The 21,386-nt window shown below is 54.3% G+C and carries 26 protein-coding genes and 1 riboswitch; of the genes, 10 read left to right on the top strand and 16 right to left on the bottom strand.

Annotation, left to right across the window (positions count from 1 at the left end; translation table 11 throughout):
• The 8 genes from ACTG34_RS10240 to miaB all read right to left on the bottom strand — a co-directional run.
• Positions 1–255: S-adenosylmethionine synthetase N-terminal domain-containing protein (locus ACTG34_RS10240; RefSeq protein WP_439104827.1), on the bottom strand; the 255-nt coding region annotated here is incomplete at its 3' end.
• Positions 256–263: 8 nt separating this feature from the next.
• A riboswitch (SAM-SAH riboswitch) is annotated at positions 264–311 on the bottom strand.
• Positions 312–347: 36 nt separating this feature from the next.
• A complete protein-coding gene (lnt, locus tag ACTG34_RS10235; protein ID WP_439104826.1) occupies positions 348–1,835 on the bottom strand; it encodes an apolipoprotein N-acyltransferase in 1,488 nt (495 codons plus the stop codon).
• A gap of 6 nt (positions 1,836–1,841) precedes the next feature.
• Positions 1,842–2,756: a transporter associated domain-containing protein gene (locus ACTG34_RS10230; RefSeq protein WP_439104825.1), complete on the bottom strand. Its 915-nt coding sequence runs from the start codon at positions 2,754–2,756 to the stop codon at positions 1,842–1,844.
• Positions 2,757–2,799: 43 nt separating this feature from the next.
• Complete coding sequence (ybeY, locus tag ACTG34_RS10225; RefSeq protein ID WP_439104824.1) at positions 2,800–3,288, bottom strand: rRNA maturation RNase YbeY; 489 nt, start codon at positions 3,286–3,288, stop codon at positions 2,800–2,802.
• 23 nt (positions 3,289–3,311) lie between these two features.
• Entirely contained in the window at positions 3,312–4,319 is a 1,008-nt protein-coding gene (locus tag ACTG34_RS10220) for a PhoH family protein (protein WP_439104823.1), read from the bottom strand.
• A gap of 237 nt (positions 4,320–4,556) precedes the next feature.
• Positions 4,557–4,910, bottom strand: a complete 354-nt coding sequence (locus ACTG34_RS10215; RefSeq protein WP_439104822.1) for a hypothetical protein — start codon at positions 4,908–4,910, stop codon at positions 4,557–4,559.
• 12 nt (positions 4,911–4,922) lie between these two features.
• Positions 4,923–5,474, bottom strand: a complete 552-nt coding sequence (locus ACTG34_RS10210) for an OmpA family protein (RefSeq protein WP_439104821.1) — start codon at positions 5,472–5,474, stop codon at positions 4,923–4,925.
• Positions 5,475–5,691: 217 nt separating this feature from the next.
• Complete coding sequence (miaB, locus tag ACTG34_RS10205; protein ID WP_439104820.1) at positions 5,692–7,029, bottom strand: tRNA (N6-isopentenyl adenosine(37)-C2)-methylthiotransferase MiaB; 1,338 nt, start codon at positions 7,027–7,029, stop codon at positions 5,692–5,694.
• Positions 7,030–7,278: 249 nt separating this feature from the next.
• Between miaB and ACTG34_RS10200 the strand changes: the two genes are divergently transcribed.
• The 3 genes from ACTG34_RS10200 (at position 7,279) to ACTG34_RS10190 (ending at position 9,340) form a co-directional block, all read left to right on the top strand.
• Positions 7,279–8,139: a hypothetical protein gene (locus ACTG34_RS10200; RefSeq protein WP_439104818.1), complete on the top strand. Its 861-nt coding sequence runs from the start codon at positions 7,279–7,281 to the stop codon at positions 8,137–8,139.
• Positions 8,140–8,311: 172 nt separating this feature from the next.
• Positions 8,312–8,743 (top strand): FKBP-type peptidyl-prolyl cis-trans isomerase, encoded by a 432-nt coding sequence (locus ACTG34_RS10195; RefSeq protein ID WP_439104817.1) that lies wholly within the window; start codon positions 8,312–8,314, stop codon positions 8,741–8,743.
• A gap of 324 nt (positions 8,744–9,067) precedes the next feature.
• Complete coding sequence (locus ACTG34_RS10190; RefSeq protein WP_439104816.1) at positions 9,068–9,340, top strand: hypothetical protein; 273 nt, start codon at positions 9,068–9,070, stop codon at positions 9,338–9,340.
• Here the strand turns inward: ACTG34_RS10190 and ACTG34_RS10185 are convergent.
• Together ACTG34_RS10185 and irrA are read right to left on the bottom strand one after the other, a co-directional pair.
• Positions 9,337–9,963, bottom strand: coding sequence for a DNA-3-methyladenine glycosylase I (locus ACTG34_RS10185; protein ID WP_439104815.1), 627 nt, complete (start codon positions 9,961–9,963; stop codon positions 9,337–9,339). The genes ACTG34_RS10190 and ACTG34_RS10185 overlap by 4 nt on opposite strands.
• 346 nt (positions 9,964–10,309) lie before the next feature.
• The gene (gene irrA, locus ACTG34_RS10180) at positions 10,310–10,741 is read right to left on the bottom strand and encodes an iron response transcriptional regulator IrrA (protein WP_439104814.1); all 432 of its coding nucleotides are present in this window, start codon (positions 10,739–10,741) and stop codon (positions 10,310–10,312) included.
• Between the two features lie 173 nt (positions 10,742–10,914).
• Between irrA and fabA the strand changes: the two genes are divergently transcribed.
• The 7 genes from fabA to ACTG34_RS10145 all read left to right on the top strand — a co-directional run bounded on the left by fabA (position 10,915) and on the right by ACTG34_RS10145 (position 17,058).
• Positions 10,915–11,424, top strand: coding sequence for a bifunctional 3-hydroxydecanoyl-ACP dehydratase/trans-2-decenoyl-ACP isomerase (gene fabA / locus ACTG34_RS10175; RefSeq protein ID WP_062217165.1), 510 nt, complete (start codon positions 10,915–10,917; stop codon positions 11,422–11,424).
• 136 nt (positions 11,425–11,560) lie between these two features.
• Positions 11,561–12,298 (top strand): hypothetical protein, encoded by a 738-nt coding sequence (locus tag ACTG34_RS10170; RefSeq protein WP_439104813.1) that lies wholly within the window; start codon positions 11,561–11,563, stop codon positions 12,296–12,298.
• A 111-nt stretch (positions 12,299–12,409) separates the two neighbouring features.
• Positions 12,410–13,639, top strand: a complete 1,230-nt coding sequence (gene fabB, locus ACTG34_RS10165; RefSeq protein ID WP_439104812.1) for a beta-ketoacyl-ACP synthase I — start codon at positions 12,410–12,412, stop codon at positions 13,637–13,639.
• 288 nt (positions 13,640–13,927) lie between these two features.
• Positions 13,928–14,128 carry a metal ABC transporter solute-binding protein, Zn/Mn family gene (locus ACTG34_RS10160; protein ID WP_439104811.1) on the top strand — a complete coding sequence of 67 codons (201 nt, stop codon included), beginning with the start codon at positions 13,928–13,930 and terminating at the stop codon, positions 14,126–14,128.
• Positions 14,129–14,502: 374 nt separating this feature from the next.
• The gene (locus ACTG34_RS10155) at positions 14,503–15,495 is read left to right on the top strand and encodes a CobW family GTP-binding protein (RefSeq protein WP_439104810.1); all 993 of its coding nucleotides are present in this window, start codon (positions 14,503–14,505) and stop codon (positions 15,493–15,495) included.
• Between the two features lie 18 nt (positions 15,496–15,513).
• Positions 15,514–16,707, top strand: coding sequence for a GTP-binding protein (locus ACTG34_RS10150; RefSeq protein ID WP_439104809.1), 1,194 nt, complete (start codon positions 15,514–15,516; stop codon positions 16,705–16,707).
• Between the two features lie 108 nt (positions 16,708–16,815).
• A complete protein-coding gene (locus ACTG34_RS10145; RefSeq protein ID WP_439104808.1) occupies positions 16,816–17,058 on the top strand; it encodes a DUF6525 family protein in 243 nt (80 codons plus the stop codon).
• A gap of 86 nt (positions 17,059–17,144) precedes the next feature.
• Here ACTG34_RS10145 and ACTG34_RS10140 read toward each other — a convergent pair whose 3' ends face one another.
• Genes ACTG34_RS10140 through ACTG34_RS10115 form a run of 6 tightly spaced genes read right to left on the bottom strand, consistent with a single transcriptional unit; the run spans position 17,145 to position 21,161 of the window.
• Positions 17,145–17,657 carry a DUF3299 domain-containing protein gene (locus tag ACTG34_RS10140; RefSeq protein ID WP_439104807.1) on the bottom strand — a complete coding sequence of 171 codons (513 nt, stop codon included), beginning with the start codon at positions 17,655–17,657 and terminating at the stop codon, positions 17,145–17,147.
• Positions 17,651–18,154, bottom strand: coding sequence for a DUF3299 domain-containing protein (locus ACTG34_RS10135; RefSeq protein ID WP_439104806.1), 504 nt, complete (start codon positions 18,152–18,154; stop codon positions 17,651–17,653). Before ACTG34_RS10135 ends, ACTG34_RS10140 begins: the two co-directional genes overlap by 7 nt.
• 18 nt (positions 18,155–18,172) lie before the next feature.
• Complete coding sequence (locus ACTG34_RS10130) at positions 18,173–19,423, bottom strand: ABC transporter permease (RefSeq protein ID WP_439104805.1); 1,251 nt, start codon at positions 19,421–19,423, stop codon at positions 18,173–18,175.
• Positions 19,420–20,121, bottom strand: coding sequence for an ABC transporter ATP-binding protein (locus tag ACTG34_RS10125; RefSeq protein ID WP_439104804.1), 702 nt, complete (start codon positions 20,119–20,121; stop codon positions 19,420–19,422). Before ACTG34_RS10125 ends, ACTG34_RS10130 begins: the two co-directional genes overlap by 4 nt.
• 12 nt (positions 20,122–20,133) lie before the next feature.
• The gene (locus ACTG34_RS10120; protein ID WP_439104803.1) at positions 20,134–20,745 is read right to left on the bottom strand and encodes a ZrgA family zinc uptake protein; all 612 of its coding nucleotides are present in this window, start codon (positions 20,743–20,745) and stop codon (positions 20,134–20,136) included.
• Between the two features lie 29 nt (positions 20,746–20,774).
• Positions 20,775–21,161, bottom strand: coding sequence for a Fur family transcriptional regulator (locus tag ACTG34_RS10115; RefSeq protein ID WP_439104802.1), 387 nt, complete (start codon positions 21,159–21,161; stop codon positions 20,775–20,777).
• Positions 21,162–21,386: the final 225 nt, after the last annotated feature.

Genomic DNA, 21,386 nt, shown 5'->3' with positions numbered 1-21,386 from the left:
GATATCGCGCACGCATTCGCGCACGATGCCATCAATATTGCCCATGTATTCGGCAAGCTTGGCTTGGTCGCTTAACCCAACCTCACCGCCAATCACAACGCGATTAGTTGTAGCAAAGGTTTCAGCGGCTACGCGTGCCTCGGGTTCCTCGGTGAGGAACGCATCAAGAACTGCGTCGGAAATTCGGTCACATACTTTGTCGGGATGGCCTTCGGATACGGATTCCGAAGTAAAAACGTAGTCTTTGCGAGACATAGGGGACGTGCTCCAATGGTTGTCGCCCTCACGTCAGGAAGCCGTTGTGAGAGCCGATAATTAAAATGCGATATAGTCGTGCACACACCGCGTCAATCAGTTTCCCGATACCTGCGGCGCCATTCACCTTTAGCAGTTAGTAGCAACAAAATCGCAATCAATAGTAAAGATGGCATCTCTTTTGTACGCACGTAAAACGTTGGCTGTGCCGGCGCAGGTAGCGGCGCGGTAAAGGCCCCCGCCTGCCCCAGCGCAATCGACTGGCGAACTGTACCACGTGCATCAATAACGGCAGAGATCCCCGTGTTTGCCGCTCGTACCATGGGCAACCCTGTCTCGATCGCCCGAAAACGCGACTGTGCAAGGCTTTGTTGTGGACCCGAAAACGTCCCGAACCATGCATCATTTGTGATGTGGAGCAACCAGTCAGGGCGTGCGGTCCCACGCAAATCACGCGGAAAAATAGCCTCGTAACAGATCAAGGGAAGCGCCTTGCCAAGGGCGCCGAAATCCATCAACGCAGGCCCATCGCCCGCTGAGAACCCGTACCCGCCATCTGCGGTAAACGTGCGAAATCCAAGGGCGGTGAGCACTCGCGGAAACGGAATGTATTCGCCAAACGGCACGAGATGATGCTTGTCGTAGACTTGCGCCACTTCCCCTTGAGGCGAAAGTAAAACGGCGGAATTATAACCGCGATACCCGTCCACACGGCGCAGGCCGACAACCGCTTGCGCCGGAGAAATCCGCTCGTGGATAGCACGCAAATCGTCTCCCGCCGCGTCAAGAATTGGTGCAACAGCCGTTTCCGGCCAAATCACAAGGTCAGCACCCTCGGGGTCGGACATCTCCAATGCACGCTCAAAAAATATCGGAATGTAGCGCGGATCCCATTTCAGCGCTTGTGACGCATTCGGTTGGACCACGCGCACAGACACGGTCAGATCCACCGGCATAGGCCGCACCATGGCCCAGATCCCAACCCCGAACAAAAGAGCAAAAGTCACAATCGCGGAGAAGCCAGCCACCAAAGACCGCGAGAGTACCGCACGCGAAATCTGGGCCGCCGCAAAAAGTGTCACTACAGTGAGGCCATATGGACCAATCCATGCCGCCAAATGTGCGATCGAGGTATCGAGCCAGATATAAGCCGGAAGGGCCCATGGAAAACCGGTGAACAGATAGCCACGTAGCAATTCGGCCAAGCCCCAAAGTGCCACAAGGCCCATGGGCCCAATCCCAAGCCGCTTGGATGCAAAAAACGCAGCACCCCACAAAAGCGACAATCCTCCACACATCGACAACAATGCAAAGGGGATCATCCATGCCGTCCGCAGGGGATCAACCAAAAACGGGTTCACAATCCAAGACAGGGATACGAGGAAATAACCAAGCCCGAACGCCCAGCCGCGAAAGGCGGCGTGGCGCGCGGAAGCGCTTTGTTGCCACATTGTCACGGCCACAGCAAAGGCCAAGAGCGCAAAAGGCCACAACCCAAAAGGTGCCTGACCCAATGCCCCAATTGCGCCCGCACCAACAAAAGCGAGCGGACGCGAGGCAATACGGATCAGACGCGACATCGCAACTTACGATGCGTCGTCAAATTGCGCCGCTTGTGGCAAGCGCACGCGCACACGTTTGATGCGACGCGGGTCGGCATCAATAATTTCGAACTCTGCCCCTGACGGGTGCGGGATCATTTCGCCCCGCGCAGGGACGCGGCCCGATAGCAAAAAGACCAAGCCACCGAGCGTATCGATTTCTTCGTCATCGATATCATCCGTGAAACTCATTCCCGCAGCGTGCTCAAACTCGTCGAGCGGTGCTTTGGCCTGCGCGATAAAGGCACCCGGGCCTGTTTTGGTCCAAAACACATCTTCTTCGATATCGTGCTCGTCTTCAATTTCACCGATCACTTGCTCAACAAGATCTTCGAGCGTGACCAACCCATCGACCCCGCCGTATTCGTCAATCACCAGCGCCATATGCATCCGGTCGCTTTGCATTTTTTGCAACAGCACCCCGATTGGCATGGAAGGCGGCGCGAACAGTAAAGGACGGATCATTTTCGACAAGTTAAAGCGCCCGCCATTCCCGTTGAACCCGTGCGTCAGTGCAAAATCTTTGAGGTGCACAAGACCAATAGGCGTATCAAGCGTACCCTTAAAGACGGGCAGGCGCGTGTTGCCACTTTCGCGAAACTTGGCGACAAGATCATCTTTTTTGATATCGGCCGAGACGGCAACGATGTCCGCCTTTGGCACCATAACGTCATCCACCCGCATATGACGCAGGTTGAGCATGCCCAAGCGCGCACGCTCCGCCTCGGCGGGTGCGGGGTCAAGCACCGGTTGCTCTGTCTCTTCAGACGTGTTGGAAGAAAAGCCTGACCAAAAGCGGGTCAAAAAACCTGACCCTTTTTGTGGCTCTGTTAAACTGTCTATCTGCTCCATTGGCGCGCTCTGCGCTGCCGTAGAAGACCCAGGCTCGGTGTCGCCCATATTCCCTTTCCAACTTATCTTGCCCAATTTCGCGGGCTAGTCCCTAATATGGGTCCGGCACCCCCAAAGATGCAAGTATCTCTGTCTCAATACGTTCCATTATATCCGCATCGGCGTCCGTGATGTGATCATAACCCAACACATGTAACAGACCATGAACGATCAAATGCGTAATATGATGCTCAAACGGCGTCCCCGCCGCCTCGGCCTCCCGCGCACAAGTGTCAAAGGAAATCGCGATATCGCCAAGTTCGACACTTCCGTCAAAATCAGGCTCAGGCAGCGGAGGACGCATATTGGGTGTCGCACGCTCTGCAGCGGGCCAAGACAATACATTCGTCGCCTTGGCCTTTTCCCTAAACTGGGTGTTCAGCTCTGTGATCTTTTTATCATCGCACCCGAGCACCGATCCTTCGCACACCTCGGGGTCGAGGCCTAGATAGGCAAGGGTCGCACGCTCGGCCACGTCGACCAAAGCTTCTAACCCCGCACCATCCCAACGGGCATCTTCAATGAGTGTATCAAGTGTCATACCTGTTCGTCGCCCAACGTTGCCTATGCTTCGTCGGCCTCATACGCCTCGATGATTGCCGCGACAAGCGGGTGGCGCACAACATCTTTCGATGTGAAATAATTGAACGAGATTTTCTTGACCCCCGCGAGAATACGCTCTGCATCTCTCAGACCCGATGTTTGACCGCGCGGTAGGTCCACTTGTGACCGATCGCCTGTAATCACCATGCGCGATCCTTCGCCCAGACGGGTCAAAAACATCTTCATCTGCATGGTCGTGGCGTTTTGCGCCTCATCGAGCACGACAAAGGCACGGCTCAACGTGCGTCCGCGCATAAACGCGAGTGGGGCAATTTCGATCGTTTTGTCTTCGCGCATTTTAGCAAGCTGCTTGGCTGGGACAAAATCGTTAAGTGCATCGTAAAGAGGCTGCATATACGGATCAACCTTTTCGCCCAAATCACCCGGCAAAAATCCAAGCCGTTCTCCGGCCTCGACTGCAGGACGCGAAAGAATAATTTTGTCAACTTTGCCATTGATCAGCATATTCACACCAACGGCAACTGCGAGATAGGTTTTACCGGTTCCTGCAGGGCCAATCCCAAATGCCATTTCATGATCAAACAGGTTTTGAACATAAGACTTTTGTGCCGCAGTACGCGGTTCAACCAGTTTTTTACGCGTTTTGATCTCGACATGCCCACCATTGAACATTTCGATCTGATCCCCAGGTAGACCCACCTCGGACACACTTTCTCCCATCCGGATCATGCCATCAATTGCGCCCGCATCTATTTCACGGCCCGCTTCAAGTTTGACGTATAGCTCTTGCAGCGTTGCTGCGGCTTTGCCTCGTTCCACACCTGTACCCATAACCGACAACACGTTGCCGCGCCGCACGATCTGAACGCCAATTTCATGCTCTATCTGGGCAAGGTTGCGATCGAACTCTCCACATAGATCGATCAACAATCTATTGTCGTTGAATTCCAACAATGTCTCGTGGACGCTGTCTTGCGAGTTCGGGGGGGTCAACGTGTTAAAGCCCAAATGTCTCTCCGTATCCGAAGTTATGATAACATGATGGTGCCAAGGGATTGCGCGCAACGCAAGTGCTCACACCATATCTTCGCTAAAACTTCAAATTGGGCGCGCTGTGACGGGGACGAACTGCTTAGTCTTTTGGCAAAAATGCGCACGATTTGGCAATGTCGACCCACCAAGCACCGAAACGAAAAAGGCCCCCGTGAAAACACGGAGGCCTTTGTGCATTACTTTAGCCGGAAACTAGAGCGGGTCTGAAACCGTTTGGCTGCCTTTAAACGGCCCCACGGCCATATTCGGCGGCGCAATACCCGAGCAAATTGGCTTACCATATTTGTCGACGCGCGAGGACAAATAGCCCTCAACACCATCGTCAATTATCCAATGGTCACATCCTTGCGGGTCAACCCAGATTCCGGCGACCAGGTTAGACAGGTGCGAACCGTTTGGCCCATCACCCTGACCGTAGTCGCGGGTTTTGTCGGTTTTAACCTTGCCGCGACCACCCTCTCCGGACAATCCAGCCACAGTACCCTCAGAACATGCGGATACGAGAAGAACGCTAATGAGGAGCGCGCCTGTTTTTATGCTTTTCATAGGTCCAGCTCCTTATTTCACGCAGATGATTTCAACGCGACGGTTTTGCGCCATACCACTCGATGTGCCGTTGGACGCGATCGGCATGCGTTCGCCGTAGCCGCGAACATCCGCAATTCGCGCACCTGTTTGCGCGGCGATCTTAGCCACTGCGTTGGCGCGATTATAGCTTAGGCGCATGTTGTATTCGTCAGACGCACGGCTATCGGTATGCCCGATGATGATGTAGGCTCGCGCACCCGCTTGAGCAAAAAATTGCTCGAGGCGCTGACGTCCGCCGGCAGAAATTCCATATTTATCTGTTGAAAACAGTTGATCGGAATTCATGACGGCGCAGGACTCAACTTTATGGCAGGTTGGCAAACCTTGACGGTTTACTTTCAAATCCATGTAGCCCTCAAATCCGTCATCCATGACCCAGTGCTCACACCCGTCTGGATCGATCCATATGGTTGGGGCGTACGCCTCTCCGACCGCCTCTTGCGATTGCGCAGGTACAGCTGAAACTGCAAGAGCCGCCATCGCGGCCACGACGAAGCCTTTTTTCACTAGTTGGTTCAACACGGCTTTCCGCCCCCCACATCCAATTTTCAAATCACTTACCAACCCATTAGTTTCATTTGGATTAAAAGTCACTCTTTAGTGTCAAAGGATAGCAACCTTTACGGGTTTGTGAAGAAACATTTACCGCATATTGTGGCCAAGTCGTAAACTTTCGCGGCACTTTTAATGGACTGTCGCGCAAAACCCCAAAATTTAGCCTCAAAGCGTAGACCTAACGTTACGCCACCAACACACCGCCCAGCGAATTTGTCGCACTTTCTACGATTCTCACACGATGGATCTCACCTATTTGAACATCACCAGTGATGTAGACTGCGTGCAAATATTCGGACTTGCCAACCATTTGGCCCGCCACGCGCCCAGCGCGCTCGAACAAAACCGATACCTCGCGTCCAACCATAGACTCTTGGAATGCGCGCTGCTGCGACGTTATTAAGGCCTGCAATCGCTGTAGCCGTTCCGAGGCAACATCGGGATCAACCATTTTGTCGCCCTTTTCGGCCGCAGGAGTGCCCGGGCGCGCGGAATACTTGAATGAATATGCGGAGGCATACCCAACCTCGCGCACAAGGTTCATAGTATCCTCAAAATCCTGATCCGTTTCACCCGGAAACCCCACAATAAAGTCACCGGACAATGCGATATCAGGGCGCGCCGCGCGGATACGCTCAAGCACCTCAAGGTACTCTGCAGCCGTATGCTTGCGGTTCATCGCCTTGAGAATACGATCGGAGCCGGACTGAACCGGCAGGTGCAGGTAAGGCATCAGTTTTTCGCAATCGCCATGCGCCGCGATGAGATCATCTTCCATGTCGTTGGGGTGCGAGGTCGTAAAGCGAATGCGCTCCAATCCCTCAACCTTGGACAATCGACGGATGAGCCGCGCGAGACCCCATGTCCCGCCACCATCTGCATTAGAGGCACTTCCGTGGTATGCATTCACGTTTTGACCCAAGAGCGTGATTTCACGCACGCCACGTTCAACCAAGTCCTCAGCCTCACGCAAAATACGGTCCACAGGGCGGGAGCTTTCGGCACCGCGCGTATACGGCACAACACAGAATGCACAAAACTTGTCACATCCTTCCTGAACCGTCAGGAACGCCGCGGGAGCACGCTTTGCCTTTGGCCGTGCTTTGAGCATCTCAAATTTGTCTTCCTCGGGGAAGTCAGTATCGAGCGCCTTGATGCCATTGCCCGCTTTCGCCTCAAGTTCGGGCAATCGGTGATAAGACTGCGGTCCGACCACGAGGTCGACCATAGGCTGTCGCCGCATGATCTCTTCGCCCTCGGCCTGCGCAACACACCCCGCCACACCGATTTTCACATTCGGGTTGGCGATCTTATACTCTTTGAGGCGGCCAAGTTCGGAGTATACCTTTTCGGCGGCTTTTTCGCGAATATGGCATGTATTGAGGAGGATCATATCCGCCTCTTCAGGGCCAGACACCTCGACATACCCAGACCCACCAAGGCTTTCGGCCATGCGCTCGCTATCATAGACGTTCATTTGGCACCCGTAGGTTTTGATGAACAGTTTTTTGGGGTCGGCCATGACTTTGGGTCCGTGTATCGTGAAGACTTCAAGGCGCCTATGTATAGGACGGCGCGGAATGGGGCAAACGGGTTTTAAATGCGCATCGACGCCCCCACCCTGTCGCCAAGCTCCGCAACAACTGCGCCTATTGCGCCCCACGTTTTCACTTCGCTTGAGCATCGCGGCACGTTCTCTTGCAATCTGCACATCTTCATGGCCTTTTTACCGCAATCGTGGACACTTAACGCCACATGAGTCGGAGACCAAATGCGATACGAAAGCCTCGATATCTTTCTAAAGGATGGCATAGACCGCTTTGGCAAAGGACCGGTCGCGTTGATCTTTGCTGAAGACGAAGTGGAGGTTGCCTCAACCCTGCGCCATCACCTATCCCAAGGATTCGCAGCGGTGGTTTTGTTCGCTCCGGATGAGATTAACCTACCAAGTGGCATAATGACAAAGGTCGTGCGCGTGCGATACAACACACGCGCCCCCGCAATGCTATCGGATGCCATTAACGCAGTTATAGCTCATGCACCCAACCTGTGGTTCTACTACTGCTACAACGCCGAATATCTATTTTTCCCGTTTTGCGAAACACGCAGCATCGGCGATCTGCTCGCGTTTCACTCTGAGGAGCGTCGTAGTGCGATGTTGACCTATGTTGTCGATCTATATGCGGGGAACCTTTGGGACAATCCAAGTGCGGTCGCCCTGGAAGATGCGCACTTAGACCGATCTGGCTACTACGCGTTGGGACGCGGCGGCCTTAAAGGCCAAAAAGAACGACAACTCGATTTCTTCGGCGGCCTGCGTTGGCGTTTTGAGGAACACGTCGAACCGAGCCGCCGCCGCATTGACCGCATTTCGATCTTTAAAGCGGCAAAGGGATTGGAGCTGTCCGAAACCCACCTTTTCAACGATGAAGAATACAACACGTTTGCCTGCCCCTGGCACAACAACCTGACTGCGGCTATTGGATCGTTTCGCACCGCCAAAGCCCTCAAAGCCAATGCAGGGTCAACGTTCGATATCGACACATTCATGTGGCACAACTCGACCGAGTTCAAATGGCACAGTCAACAACTGCTCTCATTGGGCCTGATGGAGCCAGGCCAGTGGTTTTAATTGTGCCCTTCGCCTCGCGGTAAACTTGCTTGTGCACGAACAGGCCGTAGCGTGAAAACGCTCCAAAAGCCGCACACCTTTACATCATGGCCTCAGTCCCTATCTTAGTACCAATCGTAGAGTGCTTGCCAACGGCAGCCTCAAAATCCACCTCGACACGAAAGAATTCCTAATGACCGAAGTAAAATCGGGCGACAAAGTTCGCATCCACTACACCGGCACCCTTAAAGACGGCACTGTTTTTGACAGCTCGCAGGGCCGCGACCCGCTTGAGTTCGAAGTTGGGTCTGGCCAGATCATCCCAGGCATGGACAAACACCTTCCGGGCATGACCGTCGGTGAAAAGAAAACCATTCTCGCAGAATCAAATGAGGCCTACGGTCCGCGCCACGAGGAAGCACAGCAGGCCGTGCCACGCACGCAAATCCCTGCTGAAATCCCCCTTGAGGTCGGCCTACAGCTCCAGATGCAATCCCCAGAAGGTCAGGTTGTCCCTGTAACTGTCGTCAGCGTTTCTGATGACGAGGTTGTTTTGGACGCAAACCATCGGTTGGCTGGCGAAGATCTGACATTTGATATCGAGCTTGTTGAGATCGTGGCCTAAGACCGCGTTTCGCATCAGTCCGTTATAACGAGGCGGCGCACATAAATGTGGGCCGCCTTTTACTTTGACACGGCCCCCTGAGAAGACGACAACTCTATCATGAGCTCCGCAGACTTCATCCCAGATTGTTCCAATTGCGCCGCCCTATGTTGTATCGCGTTCGCGTTCGACAAGGGTGAGCATTTTGCCCATGACAAAGATGCCGGTGAGCCGTGCAAAAATCTAAATCGTCACCAATGTTCGATTCATGCTGATCTGGACAAACGGGGGTATAGCGGCTGCAACGCATATACCTGTTTGGGTGCGGGGCAAAGAGTCACGGCAATGTTCGGTCAGTCTTGGCAGGATCAACCAAAGCTGACAGCCCCCATCATAAACGCCTTTCGCACGATGAAAGACATCCAAGAATTGCGGCAACTTCTTGAGGCGAGCGCGTCACTTTCGCTTCCCGCAATTCAGTTAGGGGAGCGCACGGCTTGGCTCGACGCTTTGAGTGGGCAATGGACCCGCGAAAGTCTTGATCAGTTTGATCGCAACCGGACATCCGCATCTATCCGCATGTGGTTGCGCGGATTGGCCGCGTATCTGCCGCGCTAAAGACGGTATGGCCGCTTAAAATTCGCGCGGTCCCGTTCGGATTTTGTATGGCTCGCACATCCGGCCAAATGGTCGTTGACCATCCCCATTGCCTGCATGAACGCATAACACGTGGTCGGGCCAACGAATTTCCAACCGCGCGCTTTAAGGTCTTTGGACAGGCGTCTGGACGTTTGCGTCTGTGCGACAAAAATCTCTGCGCCCTTTTCTAGGGCTTGTTGCTGCGCACTGGGCTCAAAAGACCAAAAATAGGACGCAAGCGACCCGAATTCTTCCGTCATCTCGATTGCTCGGGCGGCGTTGTTGATCACTGCCTCGATTTTTCCGCGATGCCGCACGATGCCCGCGTCCTGAACGAGCCGTTCGATATCATCGTCCTTGAGCGCCGCGACCTTATAAAAATCGAACCCTGCAAATCCGGCGCGAAAATTGTCGCGCTTTTGCAAAATGGTCCACCACGACAACCCTGCCTGAAATCCCTCGAGGCTGATTTTTTCGAACAAACGTTGATCTTCGGCCACTGGGTAACCCCATTCCTCGTCGTGATAGCGGATATACTCGGGATGAGCCGCGCACCACGCACAACGCGTCACACCGTCCTCAGCATCAAAGACATCCATCATCGGTCCTTACGTGTTGCATCATAGGCGGACCAGAACGCAGGCGGTGCATCCTGTTGGTTCACGATGCACACCGTGCGCTTTGCTGAGAACCGGTATCGCGTCAAAAATACTTTCAGTTCAGCATCCAATTCCAACGGAGTCACATAAATCGGCGCGGGATTCGCAATCTTGCTGCACGCCCCTGTCACAAACCAAACTTCATCGGCATTGAATTGGCGGTCGGTAAATGAAACAGAAAACGCGTCCGGATCGGGCCCGCCGATAAAGTACAACGGGATTGCCCCTTGTGCACAGGCTGAACCTACGAGCCCAAAGACGCTAAGTGCCGCCGCATATAGACAAGCTGTCAGTTTGATTTTGCACGCAAACGGATAACCACATCTACGGATGCAATCTCCATCCCCGCAGGTGGCTCTGGCAGCCGTGTAATTTCGAGTTCGGTCGCAGGCGCATCGGTCAATTCGCCGGACTTTTCCCAAAAGAAATGAGGGTGTTCGGCCATATTGGTGTCGAAATACGATCGCGAGCCGTCCACAGTGACTTCCTGCATTAAGCCGGCCGCACAAAACACGCGCAAGGTATTGTAGACGGTCGCAAGAGACACCTTTTCACCCGCATCGCACACGGCTGAAAATAGACTTTCCGCCGTCACATGTCGGTCATACCCATCGCCCACCAATAACGTGGCCAAGGCAATACGTTGGCGCGTGGGGCGCACATCAGCCTTGGACAGCCATGCTTCGCCGCGTTGGGCTTGAGGATCAATTATCTCGGTCATCGTGGCTCGCACTCTTTCATGTTGCCCTCCAATATAAGGGGGATCAGCGTCCTTTTTCAATGAGTTTCCAAAGGCACACCCGATCAAACGCCAAATGGTGCGCCCTTGCGTGCTCCGCATTTGCAATGATAAACGCTAATGGACTTTTAAAAACGACAGAAAAGGCATGATAAATGGCCGACTATCCTACGAGCTTTGACAAAGAAGACCTGTTGAAATGCGCCCGCGGCGAGTTGTTCGGTGAGGGCAATGCCCAACTCCCCGCACCGCCCATGTTGATGATGGACCGCATCACCGAAGTGTCGGCCGATGGCGGCGCGCACGGCAAGGGCCACATCGTGGCCGAGTTCGATATCACGCCCGACCTGTGGTTCTTTGACTGCCACTTCCCCGGCAACCCGATCATGCCCGGCTGTCTGGGTCTTGATGGTCTATGGCAGCTCACAGGGTTTAACCTCGGCTGGCGCGGTTGGCTTGGCCGCGGCTACGCGCTTGGCGTTGGCGAAGTGAAACTGACAGGCATGGTGCGCCCTGATCGCAAAATGCTGACCTATAAGATCGACTTCACCAAAGCGATCCAAACCCGCCGCCTGACCATGGGCGTGGCCGATGGCATCGTCGAGGCAGACGGCGAAGTGATCTATATGGTCAAGGACATGAAGGTGGCGTTGTCCGAGAGCTAAGTAGTGGCGCTATTTGAGATGGGAACGGCGGGGCGAAAGCCTCGCCGTTTTCGTTTTGGAAGATCGTGGGGGTTTGCGTTTCCACCAAAAGTACCTTGGAGCTAATCGGATTCGCACCAAATTCAGTGGATTTAATATGACAACTTACTGCACACCATCTGACCTGCCAAAAGACCTTCACTCCTTTTGCCAAGACATGGGAGGACAGACCTATTTTGTTCATCCTTTTCGAAGAGAAATGTTTGAATTCGAAAGCGATCCGGACATCATCACCGAGTTAAGCATGGAGCAATCCAAATTTGATTCCCTTGTCGCCGACAAAAAATGGTCAAAGGCGTTAGATCTAATCGAGAGTAAAAATTACGCCTTTCAATTCTTAATTCGAGACATTGAGCCAAAATTACCAAGTTCACCTAAAGGGGATATTAAGTACTGGAAATTGTTGCGAAAGTCTCTTCGCAATAACTGCACTCACTACGACTTCGAGCGAGAAGAAAACAATCCGGATATCATTAAAGCCTTGTCTTCAGGTCGGTCTCGCAAACAAGAAGGCTTGAATGGCAAAGACGACGCTGAATTTAAAAGGATGTCAGAACCGATCACGGGTTGGCGCGGCATCCATGCGACATCGAGAAACCTTGCGGAAGAAGCGATACGAAGTGGATTAAGCTGGACATTGGACAAGAAAAAGGCCGATTGGTTTTCCAAACGAAATCCGCGTGGAGAAAGCGGAACGGCCTACATTGCAAAAAGCATTTTCCAAAAGGAACAAATTGTCGCCTTTTTTCCATCTTTGGGTGAAGGTGAGTTTGTCGTTAAGCCTTCACCTGACCTAGTCTTCACTTTGGATGAACTGAAAAGTGAAGATGATTGAACTAAAGAAACGAGCAACAATTACGCAAGCCCTCCCCCCTTGCCCCTGCCCCCCCTGACGCCGTACAACAGCCCCAAGTTTTCAAAGACCAAATTCCAAAGGGAGGTGCCCATGCGCCGCGTCGTCATCACAGGTCTCGGGGTCGTCTCGAGCATCGGCAACAATGCCGAGGAAGTTCTCGCCTCGCTAAAAGCAGGCACATCGGGCATCACCGCTAATGAGGATATGATCGAGCACGGGTTCCGCAGCCAGATCGCGGGCAACGTCAAACTCGACATCAAGGACCACGTGGACAAACGCGCTCTGCGGTTCATGGGTCCAGGTGCCGCCTATGCCTATATCGCGATGCAACAAGCGATCACGGATTCCGGTCTGGAAGAGAGCGACATCATCAACCCGCGCACGGGTCTGATCGCAGGTTCGGGTGGCCCGTCCACCTCCGCCATGTTCGCCGCACACCAAACTGCGCTCTCGTCGGGTGCCACCAAGCGCATCGGGCCGTTCGCGGTGCCCAAGTGCATGGGTTCGACCATCTCCGCCAACTTGGCGACCGCCTATCAGATCAAGGGTATCAACTACTCGATCACCTCCGCGTGCTCTACATCCCTGCACTGCATCGGGTCTGCGTCAGAGCAGATCATGATGGGCAAGCAGGACGTGATGTTCGCGGGCGGCGGCGAAGAGTTGGATTGGACCCTGTCGTGCCTGTTCGACGCGATGGGTGCGATGTCGTCCAAGTATAACGACACCCCCGAGAAGGCCTCGCGCGCCTTTGATGCCAACCGTGACGGCTTTGTCATCGGTGGCGGCGGGGCGATCCTCGTGCTTGAGGAATTGTCCCACGCGATTGCGCGCGGTGCGAAAATCTACGCCGAAGTCACAGGCTACGGCGCGACATCCGATGGGGCCGACATGGTAGCGCCGTCTGGCGAGGGCGGCGAGCGCGCGATGCGCGTGGCCCTGTCCACTTTGGGCGAGGAGCGCAAGGTTGGCTATATCAACGCCCACGGCACATCGACCCCCGTGGGCGATGTCGGCGAGGTTGAGGCCGTGCGCCGCGTCTTTGGCGAGGGCACAACGCCGCTGATCTCATCGACCAAATCCATGACGGGGCACAGCCAAGGGGCCACAGGCGCACAAGAAGCCGCCTACTGTTTGCTGATGTTGGAACATGACTTCATCGCGCCGTCGATCAACGTCGAAATCCTCGACCCCGCGATCAACGAAGGCGAAATCGCCACCACCCGCGTGGACAACGCAGGACTTGATAGCGTCATGACCAACTCGTTCGGGTTTGGCGGCACCAACGGGTCGATGATCATGTCGAAATACCGCGACTGAGTTTAGCCTGAGTTAGAAATTGAAGCAGCCGCTCGGATTGGGGCGGCTGTTTTGGTTTGTCGATTGAGGGCGTGTTAGAACCGCACAATCACCACCTGACAGGTCTTGCATGTTGAATGTCACTTGAAGGTGACGCGGTATTGTTACCGAGATTTGACCCGCACAGTCGGTATGCTTTCCTCGTTATGATGTGGTCAATACCGACGTTTCCTTTCGTTTCTGTTTTGCAATGTCGGAGCTGGCCGTGAAGCGGTCATTGTCATTACAGGTATCCAGAAGGTGGCAGCGGTGGGTGAGGCGATCGAGGGGCGCGGTGGTCAGCTCATCGTTTTCCACGATGCCTATCAGTATTTCGAGAACGATTTTGACTTCTATGCCGGTGGTGCAATTTCACTGAGCGATACATCTGATCCAAGCCTCGCACAAATCGTGGAAATTCAGACAAGTATTGCTGACGAGGGCATTGATTGCGTGCTTACAGAGCCGTAGTTCAACCTTGGCATCGTTGCGACCGTTCTGGATGGCACAGACGCGAAAACGGGCAATATGGATCCACTGGGCACCCATCTGGAGCTTGCTGCGGCGCTCTATCCGCAGCGGATCCGCAATCGTGTCGTCACTCTGATCGAACCCAAATCGGTGTTTTGATGTGCCTTGGTGATCCAGCCAAGGCACATCAACAGCTCTGTCTATCCCCGAAACACGCCAACGGCGGTTTATTCAATTCCCTGACCGGCCCGCCTTTTCTGGCGCATCGCCGCTCGTCTCGGCATATTGTCGCCCGACCCAACAAAATGAATCTTGCTCCACCCGTTAAAGTATGTAATAACATTACATAACCTGCAAGGAGTAGAACCAGTATCATGCTCGAAACCGATCCAAGCCTCCCAGTTAGATTACTCACAGGCTTTCTCGGCGCGGGGAAAACAACACTACTCAACGCGATTTTTCCCATAACGGCGGGACCAAGGGTCGCGGTGATCGTGAACGAATTCGGCGAGGTCGACCATGACCTGATCGCGGCCGTGGATGAAGTGATTGTCCTGATGCAATCAGGTTGCCCGTGTTGCTCTATTAACGGCGACCTATCGCGCACTTTGCAGGACTTGATTTCGCGCAGACAGGAGGGGATCGTCACCTTTGACCACGTCGTGATCGAAACGACATGCCTTGCAGATCCCGCGCCGATTTTGAAGACATTGCTGGTTGATCCATATATCGCACAAACCTTTCGGACTAATGGGGTGGCGACAATGACGGATGCAGCACCAGCGCCAGACACATTGGACAGCCAGTTCGAAGCAGTGTCACAGATCGCGATGTCGGATTTAATCGTTCTGACTAAATCCGATCTGGTCACCGAAGACGCGGCGACCGCTTTCGTGACGCGTCTTCGATCCCTCAGCCCGACGTCGCAGGTTATGCGCGCAAACCATGACGCCGTTCCCAATGCCGTGCTTTGGGATTTGAGCGTGATGCACAACACGAAAAGCCGCGAGAAAGCTGTCGCTTGGGTGACACCAGCCACGCCCGCCGATACGTCGGAAAATATGTCGGGATTTGCACCAACAGTGGCCATCCAGCAGGCCGCAAAAACGCATGATACGCTGATCATGTTGCGCGGGCCGATTATTTTGCGTGTCAAAGGCATCGTTCATCTTGAAGGCATTGAAACACCTCTTGTTTTTCGCGGAGTACAGCAACTTTTTGATCCGCCCGTGCCACTGTATGGCTGGCCCTCAGACGACCGCAAATCGCGGATTGTCGTCATCGCGCGCGACATGGCGCAGCCAGAGCTTTTGAGCAGCCTTGATATCCTGCGCATCCACCATCCCCCCATTTCCGAAGCCGCTTAAACGAAAGCCCCTTTCCCCATGATTGAAAAACTCCCCGTTACTGTTCTGTCCGGCTTTCTTGGCGCAGGCAAAACCACGCTTTTGAACCGCGTTTTGAATAATCGCGATGGTCGCCGCGTTGCGGTGATCGTCAACGACATGTCAGAGGTGAACATCGACGCCGACCTTGTGCGCGCGGAAACCGAACTTAGTCGCACCAATGAAACACTGGTTGAAATGTCGAACGGTTGTATCTGCTGCACGCTGCGCGATGATCTCTTGGCCGAGGTACGTCGCTTGGCAGGCGAGGGTAGATTTGATTATCTGCTGATTGAATCGACTGGCATCTCAGAGCCACTACCCGTTGCGGCGACCTTCGATTTTCGCGATGAATATGGCGAAAGCCTATCGGATGTTGCGCGGCTTGATACGATGGTCACGGTTGTGGACGCCGTGAACCTGCTGCGCGACTATTCCAGCAGTGATTTCCTGCGTGATCGGGGCGAGACCCTTGGCGACGAGGACGAGCGCACTTTGGTCAATCTGCTGGTCGAGCAGATCGAATTCGCAGATGTCGTGGTGTTGAACAAGGTTGGGGATGCGCAGCCCGCTCAGGTCAACGCCGCGCGCCAAATCATCCGTAGCCTGAACGCGGACGCGCGGATCATTGAGACCAACCAATCCGACGTGCCAGCGGATGCCATTTTGAACACAGGATTGTTTGATTTCGACAAGGCGCATGAGCACCCGATGTGGGCCAAGGAGCTATACGGTTTTGCCGATCATGTGCCCGAAACCGAAGAATACGGTGTCGCCTCATTTGTCTACCGCGCTCGCAGGCCCTTTGAGCCCGCGAAAATCATGGCAGTTCTGAACGGTGATCTCGCTGGCGTGATCCGCGCCAAGGGGCATTTCTGGATTGCGACGCGCCCTGAGTGGGTTGCGGAGTTTTCGCTCGCGGGTGCGTTATCGTCGATAAAGCCACTTGGGACATGGTGGGCGTCCGTTCCCAAGGATCGGTGGCCAGATAATGAAAGTGGCCACGCTTACATGACGCAGCATTGGCAAGAGCCATGGGGTGATCGCCGTCAAGAGATCGTTTTCATTGGTGCGGGTATTGACTGGACAGAAATCAAAGCGCGGCTGGATGCCGCGTTGGTTTCCGAAGACTTGGCCGCATCTTTAGATACGTTGCCCCACTTTTCGGATCCGTTTCCAAACTGGCGGCGGTGATATGTGTGATCTTGTGGCACCCGGATCTTTTATAATGGACTGGCGCAGCGCGCCACGAGCGCAGTTAATCTTTGCCTTAAATCCTGACGTCGGTCCCGAGGATAACGCATGACAGACAATCTTGGACATACCACACTTAAGAAAAGGCGTCGGGCGGGCAACCCGATGGCAACATATGATGCGCTTCCTCAGCCGTTGCGACTTTGGCTCGCAGGCGCGGCCCTTCCATGGTCGCCCAGGTCATGTAAACGTATTTGGGACAAAGCAAGAAGCCAGGGCCTATGCATGAACGGCGCAATTTCGGCGCTAGCCGAGGCAGAGCGAAAAACGCTCTCCCGTGAGAGGCGTTAAGGCTCGGGGGGGGTAAAATGGGCAAGCTGTTGTTTCGGCAGGTTGGATAGGCGGGATCACCACCCTGAACCAGCATTGAACGGATATCAGTTGCGATATGGCTCGATTAATTCGGCGCTCAAGGCATAGGCGATATCGGCCAGTTGCGTTGATGTGGATGCTATGCCAAACATTCCGGTCACCGTGACGGGCTCAAACAGCCCTGAGCTTTCAAAGGGCGTGGGTGTGGTAACGAACACAAGTTGGTTGGCAGGTGGCGGCGGAACATGCACACAGGCTCCGACAAATGGCACCAGAATGAAGGCCGTAACCCCTGTGCCAGAATAGTCGATTGGCACAATGAAACCGGGAAGGCTCACGACCAGACCGTTCCATTCTGTTCGCACACCGCTGGATTGCGGCTGTTGGCTTGATGGCAACGCGGTTTCGTCGTGGTCGAGTAAACCTTGCAGCGACGGGGGAATTGCGTTGTGTGGGTCTGGCAGGAGATCGCGCCATTGCAACTTAATAACATTGTCGGCTAGGGCTGCGTGCGGCACGAGCGATGTCGCACCAAGTCCGGCAAGAAATATTCGACGGTTGGTGGCACACATTACCATACATAGACCTCCATAAATGCCGCTTCGAGAACATAGCCTGTTTGCGCGACCTCAGTCGTTTGTAGGTCATGTTGCATCCGTCCCGTGACCCAAACGGCATCCCACAAATTATCGGACGGCCATGGTGTAATGGTCGTGACGAAGACCAACTGATTGGGGGGCGGGGGCGGTGTGTGAATGCAGGCACCCGTATATGGCACCAATACAAAGCTGTTGACGCCGGCGGACGTCAGATCAATCGGGATGATGAACCCCGGCATCTTGATATAGGCGCCATCGAGTGCGGGGTTGAGTTTGGTGGCATTGGAATCGAATATTGGCCGCCAGATGTCGTTGCGTTCGTCCATCTCGCCTTCGCCAATTATTTCCGAATATGGCACGCCAGGCGGGATAAGATCATCCCATGTAATTTCCCTAGCTTTTTCGGCTAATGCCGCACGAGGCAAGACAGCACCTGCGGCTGCGATTGTTAGTAGTTTTCTGCGCGAAACGATCATGTGTAACACCTCGTCGGTCTAAATCCTGACCATCATACCATCAGCAAGCGAGAGTCTATAAGCTCTGATCGCGGGAAACATGCTCACAATCACGCCAGCACCGACCACGCCAACCAGCACCCAAAACTCGCGCATGCTGGGGGCGTCAATCGGCAGCCACAGGCCAAAGGCGCTATCGATTAGCGGTTGCGTGATCCAGAGTCCAAGATACAGCAGCACAAGCCCCAAGAGCGCGCCGAGTGCGGCCATCAACGCCGCTTCAAGCACAAGCAGGCTTAGGATGACACGCGGCCTCGCCCCCATTGCTCTGAAAATCGCCATCTCACGGCGGCGTTCACTGAGACTGGAAAAGATTGTTGCCATCATTCCGATCATCGCTGTAACGATCACCATGCCCGACACCGCAATCAACGCAGTTTCCGCGATGCCGACAATTTGCCAAAGCTCTTGGAGTGCAACACCGGGCAGAATGGCGAGCAGTGGTTCTTGAGGGTATTCATTTATAGCCCGTTGCAGACCGAAAACTTTAAGACGGCTTTTGACTCCCACCAAGGCGGCGGTGACCGCTTGGGGGTGTAGGTCCATTTCGCGGATCACATCCGCCGGCGTCGATTGACCAGGGATTTGCGCGCCACTTTGCCAATCGACATGGATGGCTTCAATTGCCTCAAGGCTGACAATGACGGTGCGATCTACGGGTGTTCCGGTTTTTGCGAGGATGCCGGACACGCGAAACGGCTGGTCTTCGTGTTCTGCAAACGATGCTAGCCCATGCGCAACCACGATGGGATCGCCGATGCTGTAACCCAGTGTTTCGGCCACATCCGCCCCGATGGTCGCGTCAAACAAATCATTCATGATTGCGCCGTCTTGCACCGTGAGTGACTGCTCGGAGCGATATTTGTAGCGGTCAAAGAATTCGGTCGTCGTCCCCATCACGCGGAATTGGCGGTGGCTGTCTCCAAGCGAGATCGGCACGATCCAATCAACATCGTCGCGTGCGGCAATATCTTGGTAGCTTTCCCACGTCAGATTGTTCGTCGCATTGCCAATGCGGAACACAGAATAGAGAAGCAATTGGACAGATCCCGACCGCGCACCAACGATCAGGTCAGTCCCAGATATCGTATCGGAAAAGCTGGCCTTGGCGCCAGTTCGGACCTTTTCGACACCAACAAAAAGCATAACCGAGAGCGCGATTGCTAAGATCGTCATCGTGACGGTCAACGATCGCGCCAATAGGGACCCAAAGGCCAAGCGAAAGATCATGCTGCACCTCTTATGGTGGTGGCGATGTCTGACATATGGACCACACGGTCGAACTGGCTTACGAGGCGCGCGTCATGACTGACCATTAAAAGCGTTGCGTTGTGGGCGCGGGCCTGGGTGAACAGCAGATCCAGAAACGTTGATTGTGTTGCGGCGTCCAAAGACGACGTTGGTTCGTCTGCAACGATAAGGGGCGGTGTGCCGATCAGCGCGCGGGCTGCCGCCACGCGCTGTTGCTGACCGACGCTCAGCGAGCCGGCCCTTGTATCCATGACGCCACTTGGCAGCCCCAAGTCGTGACATAGCCGTTTTGCATTTTCAGTGGCAGACGGCACACGTTTGGCGCGGTCTGGGGCAAACCGCAGCGGGAGCATAATGTTGTCGCGGACACTGGCAAACGGCAGCAGGTTGAACTGCTGAAATATCAACCCGATCTGTTCGGCTCGAAATCTGTCGCGCATGCCTGACGACAGGGATGCGATGTCGGTTCCGGCTACGCAAACCGAACCGGATTGGGCAAGAATTGTGCCACAAATCAAGGACAACAATGTCGATTTCCCCGACCCGCTTTCGCCAAGCAACAGGACGGTATCGCCAGTGGCAAGCCGGAAATCGGGCACCGTCAACTCGAACGACGCCCGCCCCGACCAACGGTAACGGACATCGCTCAATGTAAGGATCTGATCTGGCGTGGGCACAGATTACTCCGTTTAGTTAAGGGCAGTCAGATCAAGGATCGCGGTCTCGCGCGCGATCTCCGCGGATCCCGCTCCAGCCTCTGTAATAAACGCCGCTTCTATCTCTTTTGCGTACTCAAAAACACTAAAGAACGGCAAGGCAACTTCTGTCAAAGCATCAGGTGCCTCACATGCGTATTTATAACGCAGATGGAATTCGCTGTGCTCTACGGCCTCGTGTTTGGCATGATCCTCGCCCTCGGCATGGTCGGCATCGTCGTGGTCACCATGGTCCATCTCGCCCTCATGAGCATCATGCTCCTCGTCCTCGTGACCGTGAAGGTGCGCCAATACTTCGGTCAAACGACACCCTGCTGCATTTGGCAAAATAACAAGGTTCTCGGGGGTCAGCATGACGCGAATAGCAGCCTCCACAGCATCTTTGTCCTCTGCAGTTCTGGCCTCGTATTCGAACCCGACGATGTCCGAACCAGGCGACGTCAGGTTCAACTCCACCGCACCGCCTTCAATTGCAAGTTCAAGGGTACTTACGCCATGTTCGTGGGCACCTGCTTCGCGTGTGTCTTGCGCGAGAACGGGTGACGCAGCGATGGCAGAAAGGGCAAGAAGAGAGAAAATTTTCATGTTATTTTTCCGATGTGTGAATGAAGAGGTTAGGCAGCACATTTTCCGCACAACCCGTGAATTTCAACGATATGCCTTGTGGCCGTGAACTCGGACTTGGCCGAGATTGCAGCAAGCTTGGGCAACAGCGGCGTCCCATCATGTTCCTCGACGATGCCGCAATCTTCGCAGATCGCCAATACAGGAACAGCCGCATGATGATCGCACCGACACGGCACGAATGATTTTATTGATTCAAGCCTGTGTGCCCGCCCCTGATCTGTCAAAGCAGCAAGGGCGCGGTAGACAGTGGGCGCGGCAAGATCGGGCTCGTCCAGCTTCATCTGATCGAGGATCGCATAGGCCGTCATCGGCCTGTCATGGTCATGTAAGACACTCAAAACATCAGCTTGTCGTGTCGCGGCTTGTTTGCGCATTTGTTTTATCCTCGCCAAACTAGATAATTTGTTACATTATAAGATAACAAACAACAAGATAAAACTCAGAAGACACCGGCCAAGCCGCTAGAGGAGGTCCTAGATTTTAGACCATTTTGCAGCCTTGTTAAGATGGATCACGGTTTCATTTCAGGCTGCTAATCTCATCGGTTCTGTTTTGCTTGCATAGGCTTCATCTGGGGTCAACAAGCCATGCGTCGAGTG

It is taken from the genome of Celeribacter marinus (genome assembly GCF_965656515.1).
In the GTDB taxonomy this organism is placed as follows: domain Bacteria; phylum Pseudomonadota; class Alphaproteobacteria; order Rhodobacterales; family Rhodobacteraceae; genus Celeribacter; species Celeribacter marinus_D.
Note: the sequence above shows the minus strand (reverse complement) of the source record. Positions and strands in the feature narration are given on the sequence as shown.